Origin of the sequence: Synechococcus sp. M16CYN, assembly GCF_040371545.1 — a bacterium.
In the GTDB taxonomy this organism is placed as follows: Bacteria; Cyanobacteriota; Cyanobacteriia; order PCC-6307; family Cyanobiaceae; genus Parasynechococcus.
On the sequence record NZ_AP029048.1, the window covers coordinates 45,865 to 62,835 of the forward strand.

The following is a 16,971-nucleotide window of genomic DNA, read 5'->3' on the forward strand; positions in this document are numbered from 1 at the left end:
ACACCATGCCCCGTAGCAATCGCAATGACAATTTTATCGACAAAAGTTTCACGGTCATGGCAGACCTGATTGTCAAACTGCTACCGGTCAACGCTCGTTCTAAGGAGGCATACGTCTACTATCGCGATGGGTTGTCCGCTCAAAATGATGGTGACTATGCCGAAGCACTGGAGAACTACGACGAAGCTTTAAAGCTCGAAGATAACCCTACCGATCGGGGCGAAACCCTCAAGAATATGGCGATCATTTATATGTCTAATGGCGAGGAAGAGCGAGCAATCGAGACTTACCGAAAATCACTAAGGGAAAATCCGAAACAACCCTCATGCCTGAAAAACATGGGGTTGATTTTTGAAAAATGGGGTCGCATCGCTGAGGAAAGCGGTCGACAAGATGAGGCTGATTACTGGTTTGACCAGACCACGGACATGTGGACCCAAGCGGTTCGACTAAACCCGGGTGGCTATCTAGAAATAGAAAACTGGTTGAAGTCTACTAGTCGTAACAAAGTTGATGTTTATTTTTGATCGACGCGCACCTCGTTACCGAAGACCAGGACTAAAGCCTCGGTGATATTGGTGGCCTCGAGTAAAACCAGATTTAAATTCATTTCTACGATTAATTTCGCTAAACCACTGCCCGAGGGAACCACGGCCTGTTGGAATCCGAGTCGAGCCGCTTCCTGCAAACGCAGTTCAAGCCGGCTCACTGGCCTGAGTTGTCCACCCAAGCCGAGTTCACCAATGAGTACGGTGTCTGGCGGCAGGGTTAGGTCTCGGAAACTCGCCACCACGGCGGCAGCCACACCAAGATCAGCGGCTGGCTCTTCGACTTTCAATCCTCCAGCTACAGCAAGGTAGCAATCAAAACGGGATAAAGGAAGACCCATATGCTTCTCCAACACGGCCAAGATCTGATGCAATCGATTGATTCCAATCCCAGTTGCTGTTCGGCGCGGACTGGCATAACTAGTTACATTCACCAATGCCTGAAGATCCACCACCAGAGAACGTGTCCCTTCATAAGTCACGATGGTGGCCACTCCCGAAGCGCGGGCGCCGCTGAGAAACAGTTCACTGGGATTAACTACTTCCGCCAAACCTTGAGCTTGCATTTCAAATAGGCCTAGCTCATGGGTAGCACCAAAGCGGTTCTTGGTCGCACGCAAGAGGCGATGGCTGGCAAATTGATCGCCCTCAAATGCAAGCACCACATCCACGAGATGCTCCAGCACTTTTGGACCTGCAAGCATCCCCTCTTTTGTGACGTGGCCTACAAGTAACAGCGCCGTGTTTTGACGTTTGGCCAATCTCTGAAGGGATGCCGCACATTCTCTTACCTGTCCAACAGATCCTGGAGCACTAGTGAGGCTGGAATTGTGCAAAGCCTGAATGCTGTCAATTATCGCTACCGCAGGACGCAATGCTTCTAGTTCCTGTAATACCAAGCCGAAGTCAGTCTCGGTAAGCAAACGGAGATCGGAAGTTTCGCCCGCCAGTCGCTGCCAACGCAACTTTACCTGTTGGGCTGATTCTTCAGCACTGACGTACAGAACCGAAGTGTATGCCGCCATTGCCGAAGCACTTTGCAAAAGCAAGGTGCTTTTGCCAATCCCTGGATTACCTCCCACCAGCACCAAAGAACCCGGCACCAAACCGCTACCCAAAACGCGATCGAATTCAACTAATCCTGTAGCTAATCGTTGCAGCGGTCGATTTTCCAATGACGCCATCGTGGTGGAACGACGAGGTGCTGGAGAGTGCTCTTGATTCGGAATAGGACGACAGCGATAGCTATTGGTTGTTACCTGAGATTGCTCAACAAGTGAGTTCCAGCTAAAGCACTCAGGACAACGTCCAAAGAACTGACGAGCCTTGGCACCACAGGCTTGGCAGACAAAAATGATGGTGGGCTTTGACACTGCGAACTGTGAAGAAAGTTGCTGTTACGTGAACCAGCAGGGGGCGGCCTTTTATTTGTGAACTGACATACAATGCGCCCCAGGCTTCATGACGGCCACGGCTCCCCCTAAGGAAACAATTCTCGTGGTCGATGACGAGGCCTCGATAAGAAGGATTTTGGAAACCCGACTTTCGATGATCGGGTACAAGGTTGTTACGGCCTGTGATGGTACGGAGGCATTGGAGTTGTTCCCCAACTGCATGCCGGATCTAGTGGTGCTCGACGTGATGATGCCCAAGCTGGATGGCTACGGTGTCTGCCAAGAGATCCGTAAAGAATCAGATGTACCGATCGTGATGCTTACCGCACTCGGAGATGTAGCAGACCGGATCACCGGGCTTGAGCTGGGTGCCGACGACTATGTAGTCAAGCCCTTTAGCCCTAAGGAGCTCGAAGCGCGAATTCGCTGTGTTTTGCGCAGGGTGGAAAAAGAACAGATCGCAGGCATCCCTAATTCTGGAGTGATCCAGGTTTCAGACCTGAAAATTGACACCAACAAGCGACAAGTATTCCGCAACGATGAGCGTATCCGGCTCACCGGAATGGAATTTAGTCTGCTTGAACTTTTAGTAAGCCGTTCCGGAGAACCTTTTAACCGAGGTGAAATTCTCAAAGAAGTATGGGGATATACTCCCGAGCGCCATGTCGATACTCGTGTAGTGGACGTTCATATCTCTCGCCTTCGTTCCAAACTGGAAGATGATCCCGCTAACCCTGAGCTAATTCTCACAGCTCGCGGTACCGGATACTTATTCCAGCGCATAGTCGACTCCGTTGTTTCAGAAGAACCCTGATTCCTCCCCAGCCATTGAGCCTCGGAGCCAAGGCAACAGGCCACGGGTAATCCGCCGTCTTCTGATCTGGTACCGACGGAATTCCACTGTGACAACAATTATGGGCAGCGTAACCAACCCAGCTTCAACAGCTGGGAACGTTGCAGGGGCCGTCGCCAATAATGTCTTGCAGCCTCTAGTTTTTAATCCACTTCGACGTCTTCAGGGAGGACGTGACGAACACAATGAAAAGAAAATTCGAGATGAAGATCGTTTGTGGGTCGCTGTGGATGGCATGGGAGGGGATTACGCCCCAGGCCCCATTCTCGATGGGTGCTTGCAGGCCATTAAGCACCTACCTCTGAAAATACGTTTTGTTGGCGAACAAGACCAGATCCTTGCGGCAGCTCATGATTTGGAACTCGGACCGAGTCTAGAAGTCGCGCGAGCTGCTGGATATCTGGAATTAGTACCTAGTGGATCTTCTGTTGGCATGGACGACGAAGCCACAGTCGTCCGCCGCAAACGCGATGCGAGTATCAACGTAGCTATGGACCTGGTAAAGAAAGGTCAGGCTCTGGCAGTGTATTCAGCTGGCAACTCTGGAGCCGTCATGGCATCAGCAATCTTCCGCCTCGGACGTCTCAAGGGAATTGACCGCCCAGCAATTGGTGCATTATTGCCCACCAAAGACCCTGATCAACCGGTGCTTGTACTTGATGTGGGCGCCAATATGGATTGCAAACCCACCTACCTACATCAATTTGCTCTGCTCGGGAATATCTACAGCCGGGATGTGCTTCAGGTAATGCAACCTCGCGTTGGTCTACTCAACATTGGCGAAGAGGATTGCAAAGGCAATGAATTGTCCTTAAAAACCTACGAGCTGCTTAAATCAGAGTCCAGACTCCACTTTGCTGGGAATTGTGAGGGACGTGATGTACTGTCAGGCGAGTTTAACGTGGTGGTCTGTGATGGATTTACGGGAAACGTTCTGCTGAAGTTTCTCGAATCTGTCGCCAGCGTAATGTTGGAAGTCCTGCGAGCGGAGCTTCCTAGGGGACGTCGAGGTAAAGTAGGTTCCGCGTTTCTATACGGCAACCTCCAACGAATCAAAAAACGTTTCGATCACGCTGAACATGGAGGTGCCCTCTTGCTTGGAGTGAACGGTATCACTGTGATTGGTCACGGCAGCAGTAAATCTCTTTCGGTTGTGAATGCCTTAAGAATTGCTCATTACGCCGCAAGCCACGGCGTGATGGAGAATTTAGAGGCTCTGCAAAGCGGTTGTAATTGACTGACGACGCCTTGAATTCCACCGCTTTGGTCAAGCAACTCCAGAGCGCTAGCGGTGTGTTGCTCCGGGGGTGCGGGAGTGCCACGCCAGCTCGATCGATTAGCAATGACGAGCTAGGGAAGCGAGTAGAAACCAACGATGCATGGATCCGTAGCCGCACGGGAATTTCAGCCCGCCGGGTAGTGGGTTCGGAGGAGTCCCTTGCAGAACTCAGCGGTCTTGCTGCTGAACGAGCGCTAGCGATGGCGGACTGGCAGGCTGACAGCCTGGATCTAATCGTGCTAGCTACCTCGACACCGGACGATCTCTTTGGATCAGCACCACGTCTTCAGGCTCGAATTGGAGCCGTAAATGCTGCAGCTTTTGATCTTACGGCTGCGTGCAGCGGTTTCTTGTTCGGTCTCGTCACCGCAGCCCAATACATCCGCAGCGGCGCAATGCGTCGAATCTTGGTAGTTGGGGCCGACCAACTCAGCCGCTGGGTAGACTGGGATGATAGGCGTTCCTGCGTACTATTTGGGGATGCTGCCGGAGCCTTGTTGCTCGAGGCATCTGACAATGGCCAAGATGACCTTGAGGGCTTTTTGCTGCGATCGGATGGCAGCCGTGGGGAGGTTCTGCAGCTTCCTCAGGTGAACGAAAGACGCGCCCTGATTGGAGGTGCTAGTCATCAATGCGGTGGATTTGAGCCAATCCAAATGAATGGTCAAGAGGTTTACAAGTTCGCCGTTCGAGAAGTGCCCGCCATTCTGGATTCCCTTCTCCGCGCCACATCCACAAACACCGATTCCATTGACTGGCTATTGTTACATCAGGCCAACCAACGTATCCTCGATGCTGTGGCTGAGCGCTTCAGCATGCCTAACGACAAGGTGCTCAGCAATCTGGCTGCCTATGGCAATACGTCAGCTGCCACAATTGCCCTAATGTTGGACGAAGCCGTACGAGATGGCCGTATTCAAACGGGACATCGGATCGCTAGTAGCGGATTCGGAGCAGGACTGAGTTGGGGAGCTGCTCTTCTGCGTTGGAGCGGCCCCGCCTAAAATCTGGCACTGTCCGCATCGGTCAACGATGGCAATCGCCTGGGTGTTCCCTGGTCAGGGCTCGCAGAAGGTGGGCATGGCGGATCACTTGCTCAGTCTGAGTGGAGCCAGCGAGCGATTCGGTTTGGCATCAGAGCTTCTTGGACGTGATCTCCTCGCTATATGCCGAGGCGAAAGCGGTCGTGGGGAGGGTCCAAATGACCTCAACGACACCCGAAATACTCAACTCGCGTTATTCGTGGTCGAATCTCTCTTGGCCGACAGCTTGCTCCAGCAAGGGCGAACAGCCAAACTGGTTGCTGGCCATAGCTTAGGAGAACTAGTCGCTCTTTATGCCGGCGGTGCCTTCGACTTAGAAACAGGGATCAAGTTGATGAAAATTCGTTCCGAACTGATGGCCAGCGCAGGTGGTGGTGCGATGACAGCGATAATCGGTTTTGATCGCAGTCAGCTCGAGGACCTGGTGGCAACAACAGAAGGAGTTGCCATCGCTAACGATAACAGCGACACGCAAGTGGTAATTTCCGGTCTTCAAAGCGCTGTTGCTGCAGTGAGCAATCAACTCACTTGTAAACGTGTTATTCCTCTCGTTGTCTCCGGAGCCTTTCATTCCCCCTTAATGGCAGAGGCTGCTGCGCATTTTTCCGACACACTCAATGCCACAGCTTTCGGTGATACTCGTATGCCTGTTCTGAGCAACAGCAATCCTAGAGCAACAAACTCAGGAGACCTTCTAAAAGAGCGACTGAAGCAACAGATGACGACGGGAGTGCGCTGGCGAGAAACAATGATAGAAATGACCGTGGAGGGAGTCGATACCCTTGTCGAAATCGGTCCCGGCAATATTCTTAGTGGATTAGCTAAGCGCAGTATGAAGGGGGTGACCGCAACACAGATCAGCTCAGCGGGCGATCTCGGCCAATGAGCGCCGGTAACCTGATTTCACGCAATACCTCGCGGCCGGGCCTCACCTATCAGCTTGTGAGCAAGTTGTTGGTATTTCCAATTTTTCGCGGGCTCTTCCGCGGATCGACCGAAGGTAAATCCAATGTCCCCCAGCAGGGCGCTCTGGTTGTGGCTGCGAACCATGGCTCTCACTTAGATCCTCCGATACTGGGGCATGCTTTGGGACGACCCGTAGCATTTATGGCCAAAGCGGAATTATTCGATGTTCCGCTGCTTGTGCTTCTCATTCGATCGCTCGGAGCCTATCCCGTGCGCCGGGGTGCTAGCGATAGAAATGCGATTCGAACAGCCACAGCCACACTGAACGCAGGATGGGCCACAGGGGTGTTTCTGGATGGCACTAGGCAGCCAAATGGCCGCGTGAATGCTCCTCTACCAGGAGCTGCGTTGCTAGCAGCGCGCAGCGGAGCGCCACTACTTCCGGTAGCCATTCTCAACAGCCACCGCGCTCTGGGAAGCCGTCAGTTTTGGCCTCGTTTAGTGCCAATCCAACTGCGTATTGGCACTCCCATCCCGCCGCCAATTAGCCGTCGTCGGGTTGACCTCGACGCTACGACAGCCTTGCTTCAAGAACGCATCAATGCACTGCTCGATCAGGGTCTACACCGTACCTAAGTAGGAACCACAATGGAGATTTAGAGCCAGCAATATTATCCAATATCCAAACCGAAAATTAATAATTTCAGCTAATCACTCACCAGCAAAAATAAGCGTAGTTTATGTATCAAGTCTGGTCCTATATATTTCGGATTCGTATATTTAATAAAAATACGGCTATCCAAACCGAAAATTAATAATTTCAGCTAATCACTCACCAGCAAAAATAAGCGTAGTTTATGTATCAAGTCTGGTCCTATATATTTCGGATTCGTATATTTAATAAAAATACGGCCTGAAAATGTCAGCTTCGATACAAATAAACGGACCAAGAATCGAGCCCTTATTCTTAATGTTACCCTCGCTCTCAGCTCGTGCCAACCGGAGAGAAGGGATAGATCGGCAGTACACTGGACCAAGTTAGAATCTGACCGCGAGTCTGAGATTGACGTAGAAGCTCTAGCAGACGGAAAACATCTGCCGCCACATCCTCCGCAGCTTGCACAACAGGACTTATCCTGCGGCCTTCAATCACCAAATGAGGCGCTTCAATCTCTTCAACGTCATCCTCATCAAAAGCGTAGAAACCGGCCACCAAGCCACGACGCGATAACTGCCGAGCGATCCAAAACCGCTGGCCTTGCTGGTCAGCAGGTAGGCGGTGGTGCAAACGTGCAGCCATTAACGCAAAACTACTTACCCCTAACAAAGGACAATTCAGTTGCTCTGCCAAAGTTCTGGCCATCACAACCGACAAACGAGTCCCTGTGAATCCTCCAGGACCGGTCGCTACGGCAAGGCCTTTAAGAGCAGACCAACGCTCGCACGGCAATATCGTGTTGACACGAGTGATCAAGGTATTGGACAGACCACGACCGTCATTAAATACCGCCACGCGCTGGATGTCGGCCACAGACTCAGGATCTTGCACTGCTACACCAAAATGTTCTGTAGAGCTATGCAGTGCCATCAAGACCGGTGTTTCGCTCACGTAGGCACCGCCTCACCAGGACGTAGACGCTGCCAGCGGCCAGCATCCAACTCGAAGCTTTCACAAGCCCGTACGTCCCACTCTACACCGACCTGGCCACTGGGTAGATCCATCACAGAGACGTAAATTTTAGGGGCTTTAGGCTCTAGATCTGGATCCACAGAAAGATGGGCGGCTCCATGTTGTCGCTCGACCGCATGATAGGCCCGACATCGCTCGACCCAGCGACAATTAACGCAGATACACATGCCTTCCGAGACCTTTCAGAAGGACCGCATTCTGATAAATGACTTTACTCCTGACGAGCAAGTACGTGTTCTGCTGGCACGACTCACACCAGAATGCTGGCCTATCGCATGCGAGTCACTCCCAAGAGGAACAGCCCTCGTGGGAGGCGCAATCCGTGACGCTCTGCTCGGTCGGCAAAGTAACCATACCGATTTGGACTTTGTAGTACCGGCTGACGCCCTCAGGCACACGCAACATCTTGCGCGAACTTTCGGAGGCACATGTGTGGTACTGGATGGGGACAGAGACACAGCACGTCTCATCCTTAAGGGATGGACGATCGACTTAGCAAGCCAAGAAGGTATGTCGTTGGAAGAGGATCTCTGGAGACGGGACTACAGTCTTAACGCCATCGCCTTGGGTATACAACCATTCGGCTCACTGTGCGATCCAACCGGTGGTATTCACGATCTACAAAAGAGACGTCTCCGCGCTATTTGCGAAAGCAATCTCGTCGATGATCCACTGCGACTCTTACGTGGTCTACGGCTGTTGGCGGAGATTTCTCTGGTATTAGACACCGATACAGCGCTTTGGATTCAACGGCACCGTCAAGCTCTGGCAAAATCAGCGCCGGAACGAATCTTAAGCGAATTACAACTTCTTGTGAAAGGTGCTTACGCCGATCAAGTTCTTCAACAACTTGACCAGTTTCAGTTGTTAGAACCATGGGCGGCTACTACACCAAACCCCACCCAAAATCAAGCTGAATGCTTAAGCGATGGAGAGACAGCAACAGCTCTTCCTTTGGCACGTCTCACAGGTTTGATCAGTGATGATGGGCTTAAACGATTACGCGCCAGTAAGATGCTGCGTCACCGCTGCGCGCGTTTACGCTACTGGGTTGAGCGAACTGCTGGACAGCCCGATTCCTTAGGAGAGGAAGAACGGTTGCGACTCCATCAAGATCTCGAAAAAGATTTGGCAGCCCTGATTCTTTGGCTACCACCTCAAATGCAACCACAGTGGCTGAAACGTTGGCGGGATACAAACGATCCACTCTTTCACCCAATCATGCCTCTCAATGGAGTCACACTAAAAAGGGAACTGGGGCTTGAACCAGGACCGAAAATGGGGCAGGTTCTGGCCCACCTTTGTCTTGAACGAGCTTTTGGTCGAATCCATAGTCGTGATGAAGCTCTCCAAACTGCCCGACAGTTTCTACGACAGAATTGAGGCAGTATGTGATTAACTTTACTTGTGTCAGCGATGACAGTCAGACACCGACAGATCGCCTATTTCTCCTATGAGCATTCGCCTGTACATCGGCAATTTGCCGCAGACCTTCAATGAGGAGGAGCTTACTGCTCTTCTTAGAGGGATTGGGGAGGGGATCTGGTTTAAGTCGGTACTGGATCGAGATACCGGCGACTGTCGTGGTTTTGGCTTCGCTAATGTCGAGGATCCGAAGGTTGCCGACGCTGTAATTGAACAACTTAATGGTAAAGATTTCGGTGGCAGCTTTTTACGAGTTGAGCGCTCTGAACGCCGCGATTCAGGTACCAGCAATCGCCGTAGAGGTAGCTCTGCGCCGATGGGTGCCGGTCAGCCTCAAGTAGCTCGTAAAGCAGCGAATAAGGTGGTGCATAGCGATGCACCAAACGAAAGCGCGCCAGACCCACGCTGGGCAGGCGAACTCGCCAGGTTGAAAGATCTGCTGGGAAACCAAAAAACAGCAGTCTGATTAACCAAGGTCACTTAACCACTAGTCCTCATCTGGCGGAGTAAATAAGCACCGCCAGTCTTGTTATCAAGTACTTGTTCAGTTTTAGCAAGTACTTGCTAGCCTAATTGTTAGCGAGATTGTGCCAGTACAAGTGAATGGGGCAAATCGAGCAACTTATTGAACCTTCCCACGTAGGCGCGTCTATGAAATACGTCGTAATCGATTCGTTCGATGGCGTCAAGAATACCTCGGTATAGTCGAAGTGATGTCCAAACTGGCCAACGGGCATCACCTGAAAGCCAACGCACACCAGCTTCGGAACGAGCAAACCACTCCCGTGCCCGTTGCAGCTGGAAAGCCATCAACTCGCGCCAAGCGTCATTGAGTCGACCCTCCATGAAGTCGGCCTCAGAGTAACCGAAGCGCTCAAAATCCTCTTGGGGGAGGTAAATGCGTCCACGGTCGCGATCTTCACCAACATCACGAAGGATGTTGGTGAGTTGATTAGCAATTCCAAGCGCTACAGCCGCATCAGACGTGTCTGGTCTGTCACTCCAAGGAGCTGATGTATAAGCTTGATCAACACCCATCACGCCTTGGGTCATTAGCCCAACAGTGCCCGCAACGCGATAGCAATAAAGCTTCAAATCCTCAAATTTCGGATAGCGAGTCCATGTGAGATCCATGCGCTGACCCTCAATCATGTCGAGATAGGGCTGAATGTCCTGGGGGAAGCGCTCCAGCGTGTCTGCCATGACGGCATCCAGATCATTCGACACACGTCCATTGAATAGGTCACGGGTCTGCTGTTCCCACCGATCCAGACGCTCAGTCAGCTCTTCAATAGAACAAGCCTGCGCTTCTGCACCATCCATTAATTCATCGGTACGACGACACCAAACGTAAATTGCCCAAATTGCCCGACGCTTATGAATAGGTAACAACAACGTACCCAGATAGAACGTTTTGGCCCACCTGGCTGTCTCACGACGACAAACCTCAAAAGCACCGTCGAGATCTCTGGCTGCGAGAGACATCACTTAGGCCGCTACCGGCGCACCGACACAGGAAGCTGATGCTAGTACGCCGCTTTTCGCGTCTACTGCACTGGCACAAAGCTTGCCACTTAGTACTGCGCCCTCCATTGAGGCTAAATAACGTTGCATTGTATAGTCACCCGCCAAAAAGAAGTTTTTGATTGGAGTTATCTGGTTGGGGCGCAGCCCTTGGCAGCCAGGGGTGGCCTTGTATACCGAGAGAGGCGTTTTAACAACCTTGTATTTACTTAGTTTGGCTGGATCATCCCCGCCAAAATGCATTGGAAAGAGTTTTATCAATTCTTTCATTGTGGCATCGATAATATCTGTGTCGCTACGGCTAATCCAGTCCTTAGCAGGTGCAAAAACAAGCTCGAGCATAGAATGGTTGGAGTTCTCGTATCCTTTACAGGTGACACTCATATCTGCATAAACACTGAGCAGGGGCGAACGACTGAATAATAGATGGTCGATATTTGTTAGTTTGCGATCAAACCACATATGGATGTTAATTACAGGAACCCCACGGAGACCATCAAGCTTGCTAAAGATCTCCATCTGTTTCCAGGGTTTTGGCAATAACAACTTGAAAGGATCCACAGGTAGGGCACTCACATAAGCGTCAGCAAAAAGATCAAAGCTCTCTTTCCCCTTCACACCACCGATGTGAAAGGCCGCAACACTTCCGTCGTCATTGAGCTTGATCTCACGAAGTGGGCGATCCAGATGAACCTGTCCACCAAGAGACTCAATGTGCTCAACAATCGGTTGACAAAGGCGCTCTGGGGGAGCCCCATCTAGGAAAGCCATCCGTGAACCATTCTTTTCTTGCAAAAAGCGATTCAGAGCTGTGAGCAAAACAGTGGCAGAAATTTCACCCGGAACAATGAAATTCAACGCTTTACTCATCGCGATAAACACTTCTTCGTTAACTCTTTCAGAAATGTTGTGAAGACGGAGCCACTCCGTCCAAGAATATTGATCACATTTCTCAACATAATCCTGACCACGTAGCATCGCCGGGATAAGACCTAAACCAAAACTGATTTTTTCCGGCCAGCTCAACATGTCTTTATTGCCCAAGATCGCAGCCACACCATTCATAGGTGCCGGAAGATCTGGGAAATCGAACCGGCTATAAGTCCCAGGCTTATCAGGTTGGTTGAAAATCATTGAGTGACTTTTCCACTGCAACCGATCTTCTATGTTTAATTCTCTAAATAACTGAAGCATATTTGGGTAAGCACCAAAAAAAATATGCAAACCAGTTTCGTACCAATCACCATCATTATCTTTCCAAGCAGCCACTTTGCCACCAAGAACATCACGGGCCTCCATCAGAATTGGCGTGTGCCCGGCATCCGCGAGGTATTTGGCACAAGACAAACCTGCAAGTCCGGCTCCGGCGATAGCGACGCGCATGCAAAGAGTGAAATATTGAAATCAACCTTAAAAGAGTCTTCTTCTCAATCGCTTCTTAAGCTCAAGAATCGACTCTGATGCAATATGGCCGACACCCTGCTGAAGTGTGCAACCCGACATGTGCGCTTGTTCACCGCCCGAGTGGAACAGGAAGAGCTAATACCAAGTCCAGATCAACTTACGTTGGACCTTGACCCCGATAATGAGTTCATCTGGAATGAAGGTGCCATCAATCAAGTGCAACAGCATTTCCAGCAACTTGTGGAGACTGCCGCGGGAAGCGAACTCAGCGATTACGTCTTACGTCGTATTGGTACTGAACTTGAAGGATCTATTCGTCGGCTGCTGCAAAACGGAGAGCTTAGCTACAACCCAGAAGCTCGTGTTCAGAACTTTTCTATGGGTCTACCACGTACTCCTGAGTTGCTGTGAACCGCTCCCGCTACAACCGCTTACAACGAAGAGGGGGAAGGGGCTACGAACAGAAGGGTTATTACGATGATCGCCGCAGCTACGATCGGGGTGAGCGCCCGGCCAACTCATCACCGGAGGCCAACGAAACAGAGCTGAAGTTTAATTCCCGCACCGCAGCAGTCCTGGCCGGCGTTCTGATCGTTGGCATCGGCATCGGGAGTACGGTGACGAGCACAACACAAGGTGACCAAGGAAATATTGCCAGTTCGCAACAGCTGGATATGGCCGTGCCTGATCCTGAATTTTGCAGGCAGTGGGGTGCCAGTGCTTTTGTGATGGATATTGAGATGTATACAACACTGAACCCATCTAGCAGCTTCGTGACTCAGCCAACCCTGCAGCCAGGCTGCGTAATCCGTCGAGAAAACTGGTCTGTACTGCGCAGGGAAGGTGCAATCACGGGCGATCAAGAACGAGAATGCAAACGACGCATGAATACTTTCGCTTACATCGGTTCAGTGCGAGATAAGCCAGTAGTCCGCTGCGTTTATCAAACAGACGTCACTCAAAATCGATTTATCAACAAAGGAATTGCCAACGACACGTTGGGTATAACACCGGAAGCGAATCAATTCTGAAATGGCTGCTCTGCTACGGGAATAAATGCCGATGAATCTGGTGCTGAAATGTTTTGGCGAATAGGGCTATCAGCACTGGCAAAAACAGGGAGCACGTCCTGGCGGAATGCTGCAGAAGCTCTGGAACAGTACCGGGCAGGGTGCGTGATCAGCTTCAGCTGCCGTTTTACCTGCAGATCAGCGACCTGGGGCCGGTGAATCGTGCCTGCTGTTAACTCACGATCAATCGACACCACAGGCACAAATGCGGCGCCAAGACCAGCTTGAACTGCATTTTTGATGGCTTCAAGAGAATTGAGTTCCATCTCGATTTGCAATCGCTGTACATCAAGACCTGAGCTAGCAAGCAACTGATCCACCATCTTTCGAGTAGTTGATTGGGCGTCCAAACAAACAAAGCTAAGTCGGTAAAGATCTTCCTTGGTTAATTCCGTAAGGCGAGCAAGCGAGTGCTTGACCGGGAGAACGAGCGCCAGCTCATCATTGGCATACGGCACAACCTGCAACAGCTCGTTTAGCTCTTGCGGTAGCTCTCCGCCAATGATGGCTAAGTCGATCTGGCCGTTCGCTACACTCCAGCCGGTCCGACGAGTACTGTGGACCTGAAGCTGTACTGACACCTCAGGATATCTCTGCCGAAACAATCCGATCATCCGAGGCATCAGATACGTACCAGTGGTCTGGCTTGCTCCGACTATCAACGAACCGCCCTTTAAATTATGGAGATCGTCCAGCGCCCGACAAGCCTCCGTGCATTGGCTAAGAATGCGGTCGCAATAACTGAGTAGCAAATGCCCAGCTTCGGTGAGCTGTGCTTTGCGGCCTCCACGATCAAAGAGAGACACCTCCAACTGTTTCTCGAGATTCTGAACCTGAAGACTGACGGCCGGCTGCGTGACGTAAAGGCTGTCTGCGGCTTTTTTAAAACTTCCCTCGCTCACTATCGCGCGCAGGATGCGCAGTTGATCAAGGGTGAACGGCAGATCAGCCACCGCGACGCACCCACTAGAAAGCTGGAATCTAAGCCCAGAATGACAAAGGGCCAGAATTACGGCCTGATGAATCCTTTCTTATGGCAACCAACCATGACAGCAGCTTGGTGATGCTGGCTCTACTAGTGATCTTCGCGGTGATTCACAGCGGGGGCGCTGCTCTCCGCAGCCGGGCAGAAGCAATAGTCGGAGCACGGATCTGGCGCTTGATTTTCGCCGCTGTCAGCATCCCATCAGCAATGGTGATAATTGGTTGGTTTCTCGCCCATCGCTACGACGGTGTTCGGCTTTGGAATCTTCAGGGTGTACCCGGGACAGTCCTCTTGGTCTGGATTGGCACAGCTATCAGTTTCCTATTCCTCTATCCAGCCACCTACAACCTTCTGGAAATCCCTGCCGTTTTAAAACCACAAGTTCGCCTGTACGCCACAGGAATCATCAGAATTAGCCGCCATCCCCAAGCGGTGGGACAAATTCTTTGGTGTATTACCCATGCCCTATGGATTGGTAGCAGCTTCATGCTGGTCACCTGTCTCGGCCTGATTAGCCACCATCTCTTCGCGGTATGGCATGGTGACCGTCGACTGAAAGCGTACTTTGGGGCAGCCTTCGACGACGTCAGAAAAAACACGTCGATACTTCCCTTCGTCGCTGTCGTCGATGGTCGCCAAATCCTGGACTGGCGAGAATTTGTGCGTCCTGCACAGTTGGGTATTATTGCTGCCGTTGGCTTATTTTGGTGGGCCCATCACTTCATTCCTCAAGCCAGTGAAATGGTGCGCAATTCCGCACTCGAATCTTTACTGGACTAAGTCTTAAACTCAAGTCTCAATCGGTTACTAGCGGATGCCCTCGGCAGCTGAATTAGCCTGGCTAATCCCCGTTTTGCCCCTAGTGGGGGCCGTCATTACTGGGTTGGGATTGATCAGCTTTAACCGAACCATCAATCGCTTACGTAAGCCAGTTGCTCTCCTATTGATCACCTGCGTCGGAATAGCCACAGCTTTGAGTTATGCCACTTTGGCAAATCAACTGGCTGGGTCACCGACCGTTGAGCATCTTTTTGTTTGGGCTAGTGCTGGCGACTTCACGTTACCGATGGGTTATGTCATTGATCCGCTAGGAGCGATGATGTTGTCGTTGGTGACCACCATCGCTCTCCTGGTGATGGTGTACTCCCATGGATACATGATCCATGACAAGGGTTACGTGCGTTTTTTTACATATCTCGCCCTATTTAGTAGTTCCATGCTGGGTCTAATCATTAGCCCGAACTTGCTGGAGATTTACGTGTTCTGGGAGTTAGTTGGCATGTGCTCCTACCTTCTCGTGGGATTTTGGTATGACCGAGAGGGAGCAGCCCATGCCGCTCAAAAAGCATTTGTGGTAAATCGCGTCGGTGACTTCGGACTTCTTCTCGGTATTCTCGGCTTATTTTGGGCCACTGGAAGCTTTGATTTTCATGGCATTGCTGATGGGCTGCAAAGGGGCTTAGCCAACGGCAGTGTTGCTCCATGGGCTGCTCTGTTGCTCTGTCTGCTTATCTTCATGGGGCCGATGGCAAAATCAGCCCAGTTCCCTCTTCATGTTTGGCTGCCCGATGCTATGGAAGGGCCAACACCTATATCTGCCCTAATCCACGCCGCAACAATGGTGGCAGCAGGAATCTTTCTCGTAGCTCGACTTGATCCGCTGTACACCCAGTTTCCCACAGTACAAGCCGTTATTGCTGTCATCGGGACTATCACTTGCTTCCTGGGGGCTTCTATAGCTCTAACCCAGATGGATCTAAAGAAGGGTCTCGCCTACAGCACGGTATCGCAGCTCGGATACATGATGCTGGCCATGGGGTGTGGCGCCCCTATTACTGGCATGTTCCATCTGGTCACGCACGCCTTCTTTAAAGCGATGCTCTTCCTTGGATCTGGCTCGGTCATACATGCTATGGAAGATGTAGTTGGCCACGAACCAATTCTGGCCCAAGATATGCGCCTGATGGGAGGCCTACGCCAAAAGATGCCGATCACTGCCACCACCTTTTTCATTGGCTGCATAGCGATCAGTGGTATCCCGCCCTTGGCTGGTTTTTGGAGCAAAGATGAAATTCTTGGCCAAGCCTTTAAAACCTTCCCGGCGCTATGGCTCGTGGGTTTCCTCACAGCAGGGATGACGGCCTTTTATATGTTTCGGCTTTATTTCCTTACCTTCGAAGGAAAGTTTCGCGGTAACGATAAGGCTATTCGCACCTATCTCCTTGCCGCTGCTGGCAAGGAAGACAAAGATCATGACGATTGTGTCAACAGCGTGCATGAGTCGGCCTGGCCGATGACGACGCCGCTCATCCTCTTAGCTGTACCCTCCGTACTGATTGGTTTGCTGGGCACCCCTTGGAATAATCGTTTTGCTGGCCTATTGAACCCGGAAGAAGCTGCAGAGATGGCTAAGTACTTCAGCTGGAGTGAGTTTTTGCCCTTAGCGATTGCCTCTATTGTCATTTCTTTAACAGGCATCGGCTTAGCAACTTTTGCTTATGCCATACAGCGAATCAATCTCGGACAGCTTATTGCTGGGCGGTTCCCAATAATTAACACCTTCCTTGTCAATAAATGGTACTTGGATTGGATTAACGAACAATTATTTGTTCGAGTTAGTCGCAGGCTCGCTCGCGAGGTTCTAGAGGTGGATGCCAAGGTGGTAGATGGGGTTGTGAACCTCACCGGCTTGCTTACCCTTGGTAGCGGAGAGGGTCTCAAATATCTGGAGACTGGTCGTGCGCAATTTTATGCGCTGATTGTGTTTGCTGGTGTGATTGCCATGGTTGTTTTGTTTGGAGTGATCGGCAGACCAATTAACTGATCCAGACCCTTATGTGTGTCATCACC

The 16,971-nt window shown here is 51.2% G+C and carries 18 protein-coding genes; 12 read left to right on the forward strand and 6 right to left on the reverse strand.

Translation table 11 applies throughout. The features are described from left to right. Positions 1–5: 5 nt before the first annotated feature. The gene (locus tag ABWV55_RS00230) at positions 6–527 is read left to right on the forward strand and encodes a photosystem I assembly protein Ycf3 (protein WP_353291794.1); all 522 of its coding nucleotides are present in this window, start codon (positions 6–8) and stop codon (positions 525–527) included. Here the strand turns inward: ABWV55_RS00230 and radA are convergent. Beyond that, positions 518–1,921: a DNA repair protein RadA gene (gene radA, locus ABWV55_RS00235; RefSeq protein ID WP_353291795.1), complete on the reverse strand. Its 1,404-nt coding sequence runs from the start codon at positions 1,919–1,921 to the stop codon at positions 518–520. The genes ABWV55_RS00230 and radA overlap by 10 nt on opposite strands. Positions 1,922–2,009: 88 nt before the next feature. Here radA and rpaB point away from each other — a divergent pair, with 88 nt between their 5' ends. Genes rpaB through ABWV55_RS00260 form a run of 5 tightly spaced genes read left to right on the forward strand, consistent with a single transcriptional unit; the run spans position 2,010 to position 6,659 of the window. Continuing rightward, positions 2,010–2,756: a response regulator transcription factor RpaB gene (gene rpaB, locus ABWV55_RS00240; RefSeq protein WP_353291796.1), complete on the forward strand. Its 747-nt coding sequence runs from the start codon at positions 2,010–2,012 to the stop codon at positions 2,754–2,756. After that, positions 2,737–4,032 carry a phosphate acyltransferase PlsX gene (gene plsX / locus ABWV55_RS00245; RefSeq protein WP_353291797.1) on the forward strand — a complete coding sequence of 432 codons (1,296 nt, stop codon included), beginning with the start codon at positions 2,737–2,739 and terminating at the stop codon, positions 4,030–4,032. The genes rpaB and plsX overlap by 20 nt, the downstream gene beginning before the upstream one ends. Beyond that, the gene (locus ABWV55_RS00250) at positions 4,029–5,078 is read left to right on the forward strand and encodes a beta-ketoacyl-ACP synthase III (protein WP_353291798.1); all 1,050 of its coding nucleotides are present in this window, start codon (positions 4,029–4,031) and stop codon (positions 5,076–5,078) included. Before plsX ends, ABWV55_RS00250 begins: the two co-directional genes overlap by 4 nt. Positions 5,079–5,106: 28 nt before the next feature. After that, positions 5,107–6,003, forward strand: a complete 897-nt coding sequence (gene fabD / locus ABWV55_RS00255; RefSeq protein WP_353291799.1) for an ACP S-malonyltransferase — start codon at positions 5,107–5,109, stop codon at positions 6,001–6,003. Next, positions 6,000–6,659: a lysophospholipid acyltransferase family protein gene (locus tag ABWV55_RS00260; protein ID WP_353291800.1), complete on the forward strand. Its 660-nt coding sequence runs from the start codon at positions 6,000–6,002 to the stop codon at positions 6,657–6,659. Before fabD ends, ABWV55_RS00260 begins: the two co-directional genes overlap by 4 nt. Positions 6,660–7,008: 349 nt before the next feature. Here the strand turns inward: ABWV55_RS00260 and tsaB are convergent, their stop codons facing one another. Both tsaB and ABWV55_RS00270 read right to left on the reverse strand, forming a co-directional pair. Next, positions 7,009–7,632 carry a tRNA (adenosine(37)-N6)-threonylcarbamoyltransferase complex dimerization subunit type 1 TsaB gene (gene tsaB / locus ABWV55_RS00265; RefSeq protein WP_353291801.1) on the reverse strand — a complete coding sequence of 208 codons (624 nt, stop codon included), beginning with the start codon at positions 7,630–7,632 and terminating at the stop codon, positions 7,009–7,011. Beyond that, the gene (locus ABWV55_RS00270; protein ID WP_353291802.1) at positions 7,629–7,880 is read right to left on the reverse strand and encodes a Ycf34 family protein; all 252 of its coding nucleotides are present in this window, start codon (positions 7,878–7,880) and stop codon (positions 7,629–7,631) included. The genes tsaB and ABWV55_RS00270 overlap by 4 nt, the downstream gene beginning before the upstream one ends. Between ABWV55_RS00270 and ABWV55_RS00275 the strand changes: the two genes are divergently transcribed. Both ABWV55_RS00275 and ABWV55_RS00280 read left to right on the forward strand, forming a co-directional pair. Continuing rightward, positions 7,879–9,096 carry a CCA tRNA nucleotidyltransferase gene (locus ABWV55_RS00275; protein ID WP_353291803.1) on the forward strand — a complete coding sequence of 406 codons (1,218 nt, stop codon included), beginning with the start codon at positions 7,879–7,881 and terminating at the stop codon, positions 9,094–9,096. The genes ABWV55_RS00270 and ABWV55_RS00275 overlap by 2 nt on opposite strands. 70 nt (positions 9,097–9,166) lie before the next feature. Then, positions 9,167–9,604 carry an RNA-binding protein gene (locus tag ABWV55_RS00280; RefSeq protein WP_353291804.1) on the forward strand — a complete coding sequence of 146 codons (438 nt, stop codon included), beginning with the start codon at positions 9,167–9,169 and terminating at the stop codon, positions 9,602–9,604. A gap of 110 nt (positions 9,605–9,714) precedes the next feature. Here the strand turns inward: ABWV55_RS00280 and ABWV55_RS00285 are convergent, their stop codons facing one another. Both ABWV55_RS00285 and pds read right to left on the reverse strand, forming a co-directional pair. After that, on the reverse strand, positions 9,715–10,623 hold the full coding sequence (locus tag ABWV55_RS00285; protein ID WP_353291805.1) for a phytoene synthase: 909 nt from the start codon (positions 10,621–10,623) through the stop codon (positions 9,715–9,717). A gap of 3 nt (positions 10,624–10,626) precedes the next feature. Continuing rightward, positions 10,627–12,045, reverse strand: a complete 1,419-nt coding sequence (pds, locus tag ABWV55_RS00290; protein ID WP_353291806.1) for a 15-cis-phytoene desaturase — start codon at positions 12,043–12,045, stop codon at positions 10,627–10,629. 84 nt (positions 12,046–12,129) lie between these two features. Between pds and ABWV55_RS00295 the strand changes: the two genes are divergently transcribed. Together ABWV55_RS00295 and ABWV55_RS00300 are read left to right on the forward strand one after the other, a co-directional pair. Continuing rightward, a complete protein-coding gene (locus tag ABWV55_RS00295; protein ID WP_353291807.1) occupies positions 12,130–12,477 on the forward strand; it encodes an NAD(P)H-quinone oxidoreductase subunit M in 348 nt (115 codons plus the stop codon). Continuing rightward, the gene (locus ABWV55_RS00300) at positions 12,474–13,097 is read left to right on the forward strand and encodes a DUF3172 domain-containing protein (RefSeq protein ID WP_353291808.1); all 624 of its coding nucleotides are present in this window, start codon (positions 12,474–12,476) and stop codon (positions 13,095–13,097) included. Before ABWV55_RS00295 ends, ABWV55_RS00300 begins: the two co-directional genes overlap by 4 nt. Here ABWV55_RS00300 and ABWV55_RS00305 read toward each other — a convergent pair. After that, on the reverse strand, positions 13,088–14,089 hold the full coding sequence (locus ABWV55_RS00305; RefSeq protein WP_353291809.1) for a LysR family transcriptional regulator: 1,002 nt from the start codon (positions 14,087–14,089) through the stop codon (positions 13,088–13,090). The genes ABWV55_RS00300 and ABWV55_RS00305 overlap by 10 nt on opposite strands. 80 nt (positions 14,090–14,169) lie before the next feature. Between ABWV55_RS00305 and ABWV55_RS00310 the strand changes: the two genes are divergently transcribed. Together ABWV55_RS00310 and ABWV55_RS00315 are read left to right on the forward strand one after the other, a co-directional pair. Then, the gene (locus tag ABWV55_RS00310) at positions 14,170–14,901 is read left to right on the forward strand and encodes an NnrU family protein (protein WP_353291810.1); all 732 of its coding nucleotides are present in this window, start codon (positions 14,170–14,172) and stop codon (positions 14,899–14,901) included. A 34-nt stretch (positions 14,902–14,935) separates the two neighbouring features. Continuing rightward, positions 14,936–16,945 (forward strand): NAD(P)H-quinone oxidoreductase subunit 5, encoded by a 2,010-nt coding sequence (locus ABWV55_RS00315; protein WP_353291811.1) that lies wholly within the window; start codon positions 14,936–14,938, stop codon positions 16,943–16,945. The last annotated feature ends 26 nt before the right edge of the window (positions 16,946–16,971 follow it).

Coding starts and splice junctions, on each gene's coding strand:
- ABWV55_RS00230 (WP_353291794.1), top strand. CDS start 6: ATGCCCCGTAGCAATCGCAATGACAATTTTATCGACAAAAGTTTCACG.
- rpaB (WP_353291796.1), top strand. CDS start 2,010: ATGACGGCCACGGCTCCCCCTAAGGAAACAATTCTCGTGGTCGATGAC.
- fabD (WP_353291799.1), top strand. CDS start 5,107: ATGGCAATCGCCTGGGTGTTCCCTGGTCAGGGCTCGCAGAAGGTGGGC.
- ABWV55_RS00260 (WP_353291800.1), top strand. CDS start 6,000: ATGAGCGCCGGTAACCTGATTTCACGCAATACCTCGCGGCCGGGCCTC.
- ABWV55_RS00275 (WP_353291803.1), top strand. CDS start 7,879: ATGCCTTCCGAGACCTTTCAGAAGGACCGCATTCTGATAAATGACTTT.
- ABWV55_RS00270 (WP_353291802.1), bottom strand. CDS start 7,880: ATGTGTATCTGCGTTAATTGTCGCTGGGTCGAGCGATGTCGGGCCTAT.
- ABWV55_RS00280 (WP_353291804.1), top strand. CDS start 9,167: ATGAGCATTCGCCTGTACATCGGCAATTTGCCGCAGACCTTCAATGAG.
- ABWV55_RS00285 (WP_353291805.1), bottom strand. CDS start 10,623: ATGTCTCTCGCAGCCAGAGATCTCGACGGTGCTTTTGAGGTTTGTCGT.
- pds (WP_353291806.1), bottom strand. CDS start 12,045: ATGCGCGTCGCTATCGCCGGAGCCGGACTTGCAGGTTTGTCTTGTGCC.
- ABWV55_RS00295 (WP_353291807.1), top strand. CDS start 12,130: ATGGCCGACACCCTGCTGAAGTGTGCAACCCGACATGTGCGCTTGTTC.
- ABWV55_RS00310 (WP_353291810.1), top strand. CDS start 14,170: ATGGCAACCAACCATGACAGCAGCTTGGTGATGCTGGCTCTACTAGTG.
- ABWV55_RS00315 (WP_353291811.1), top strand. CDS start 14,936: ATGCCCTCGGCAGCTGAATTAGCCTGGCTAATCCCCGTTTTGCCCCTA.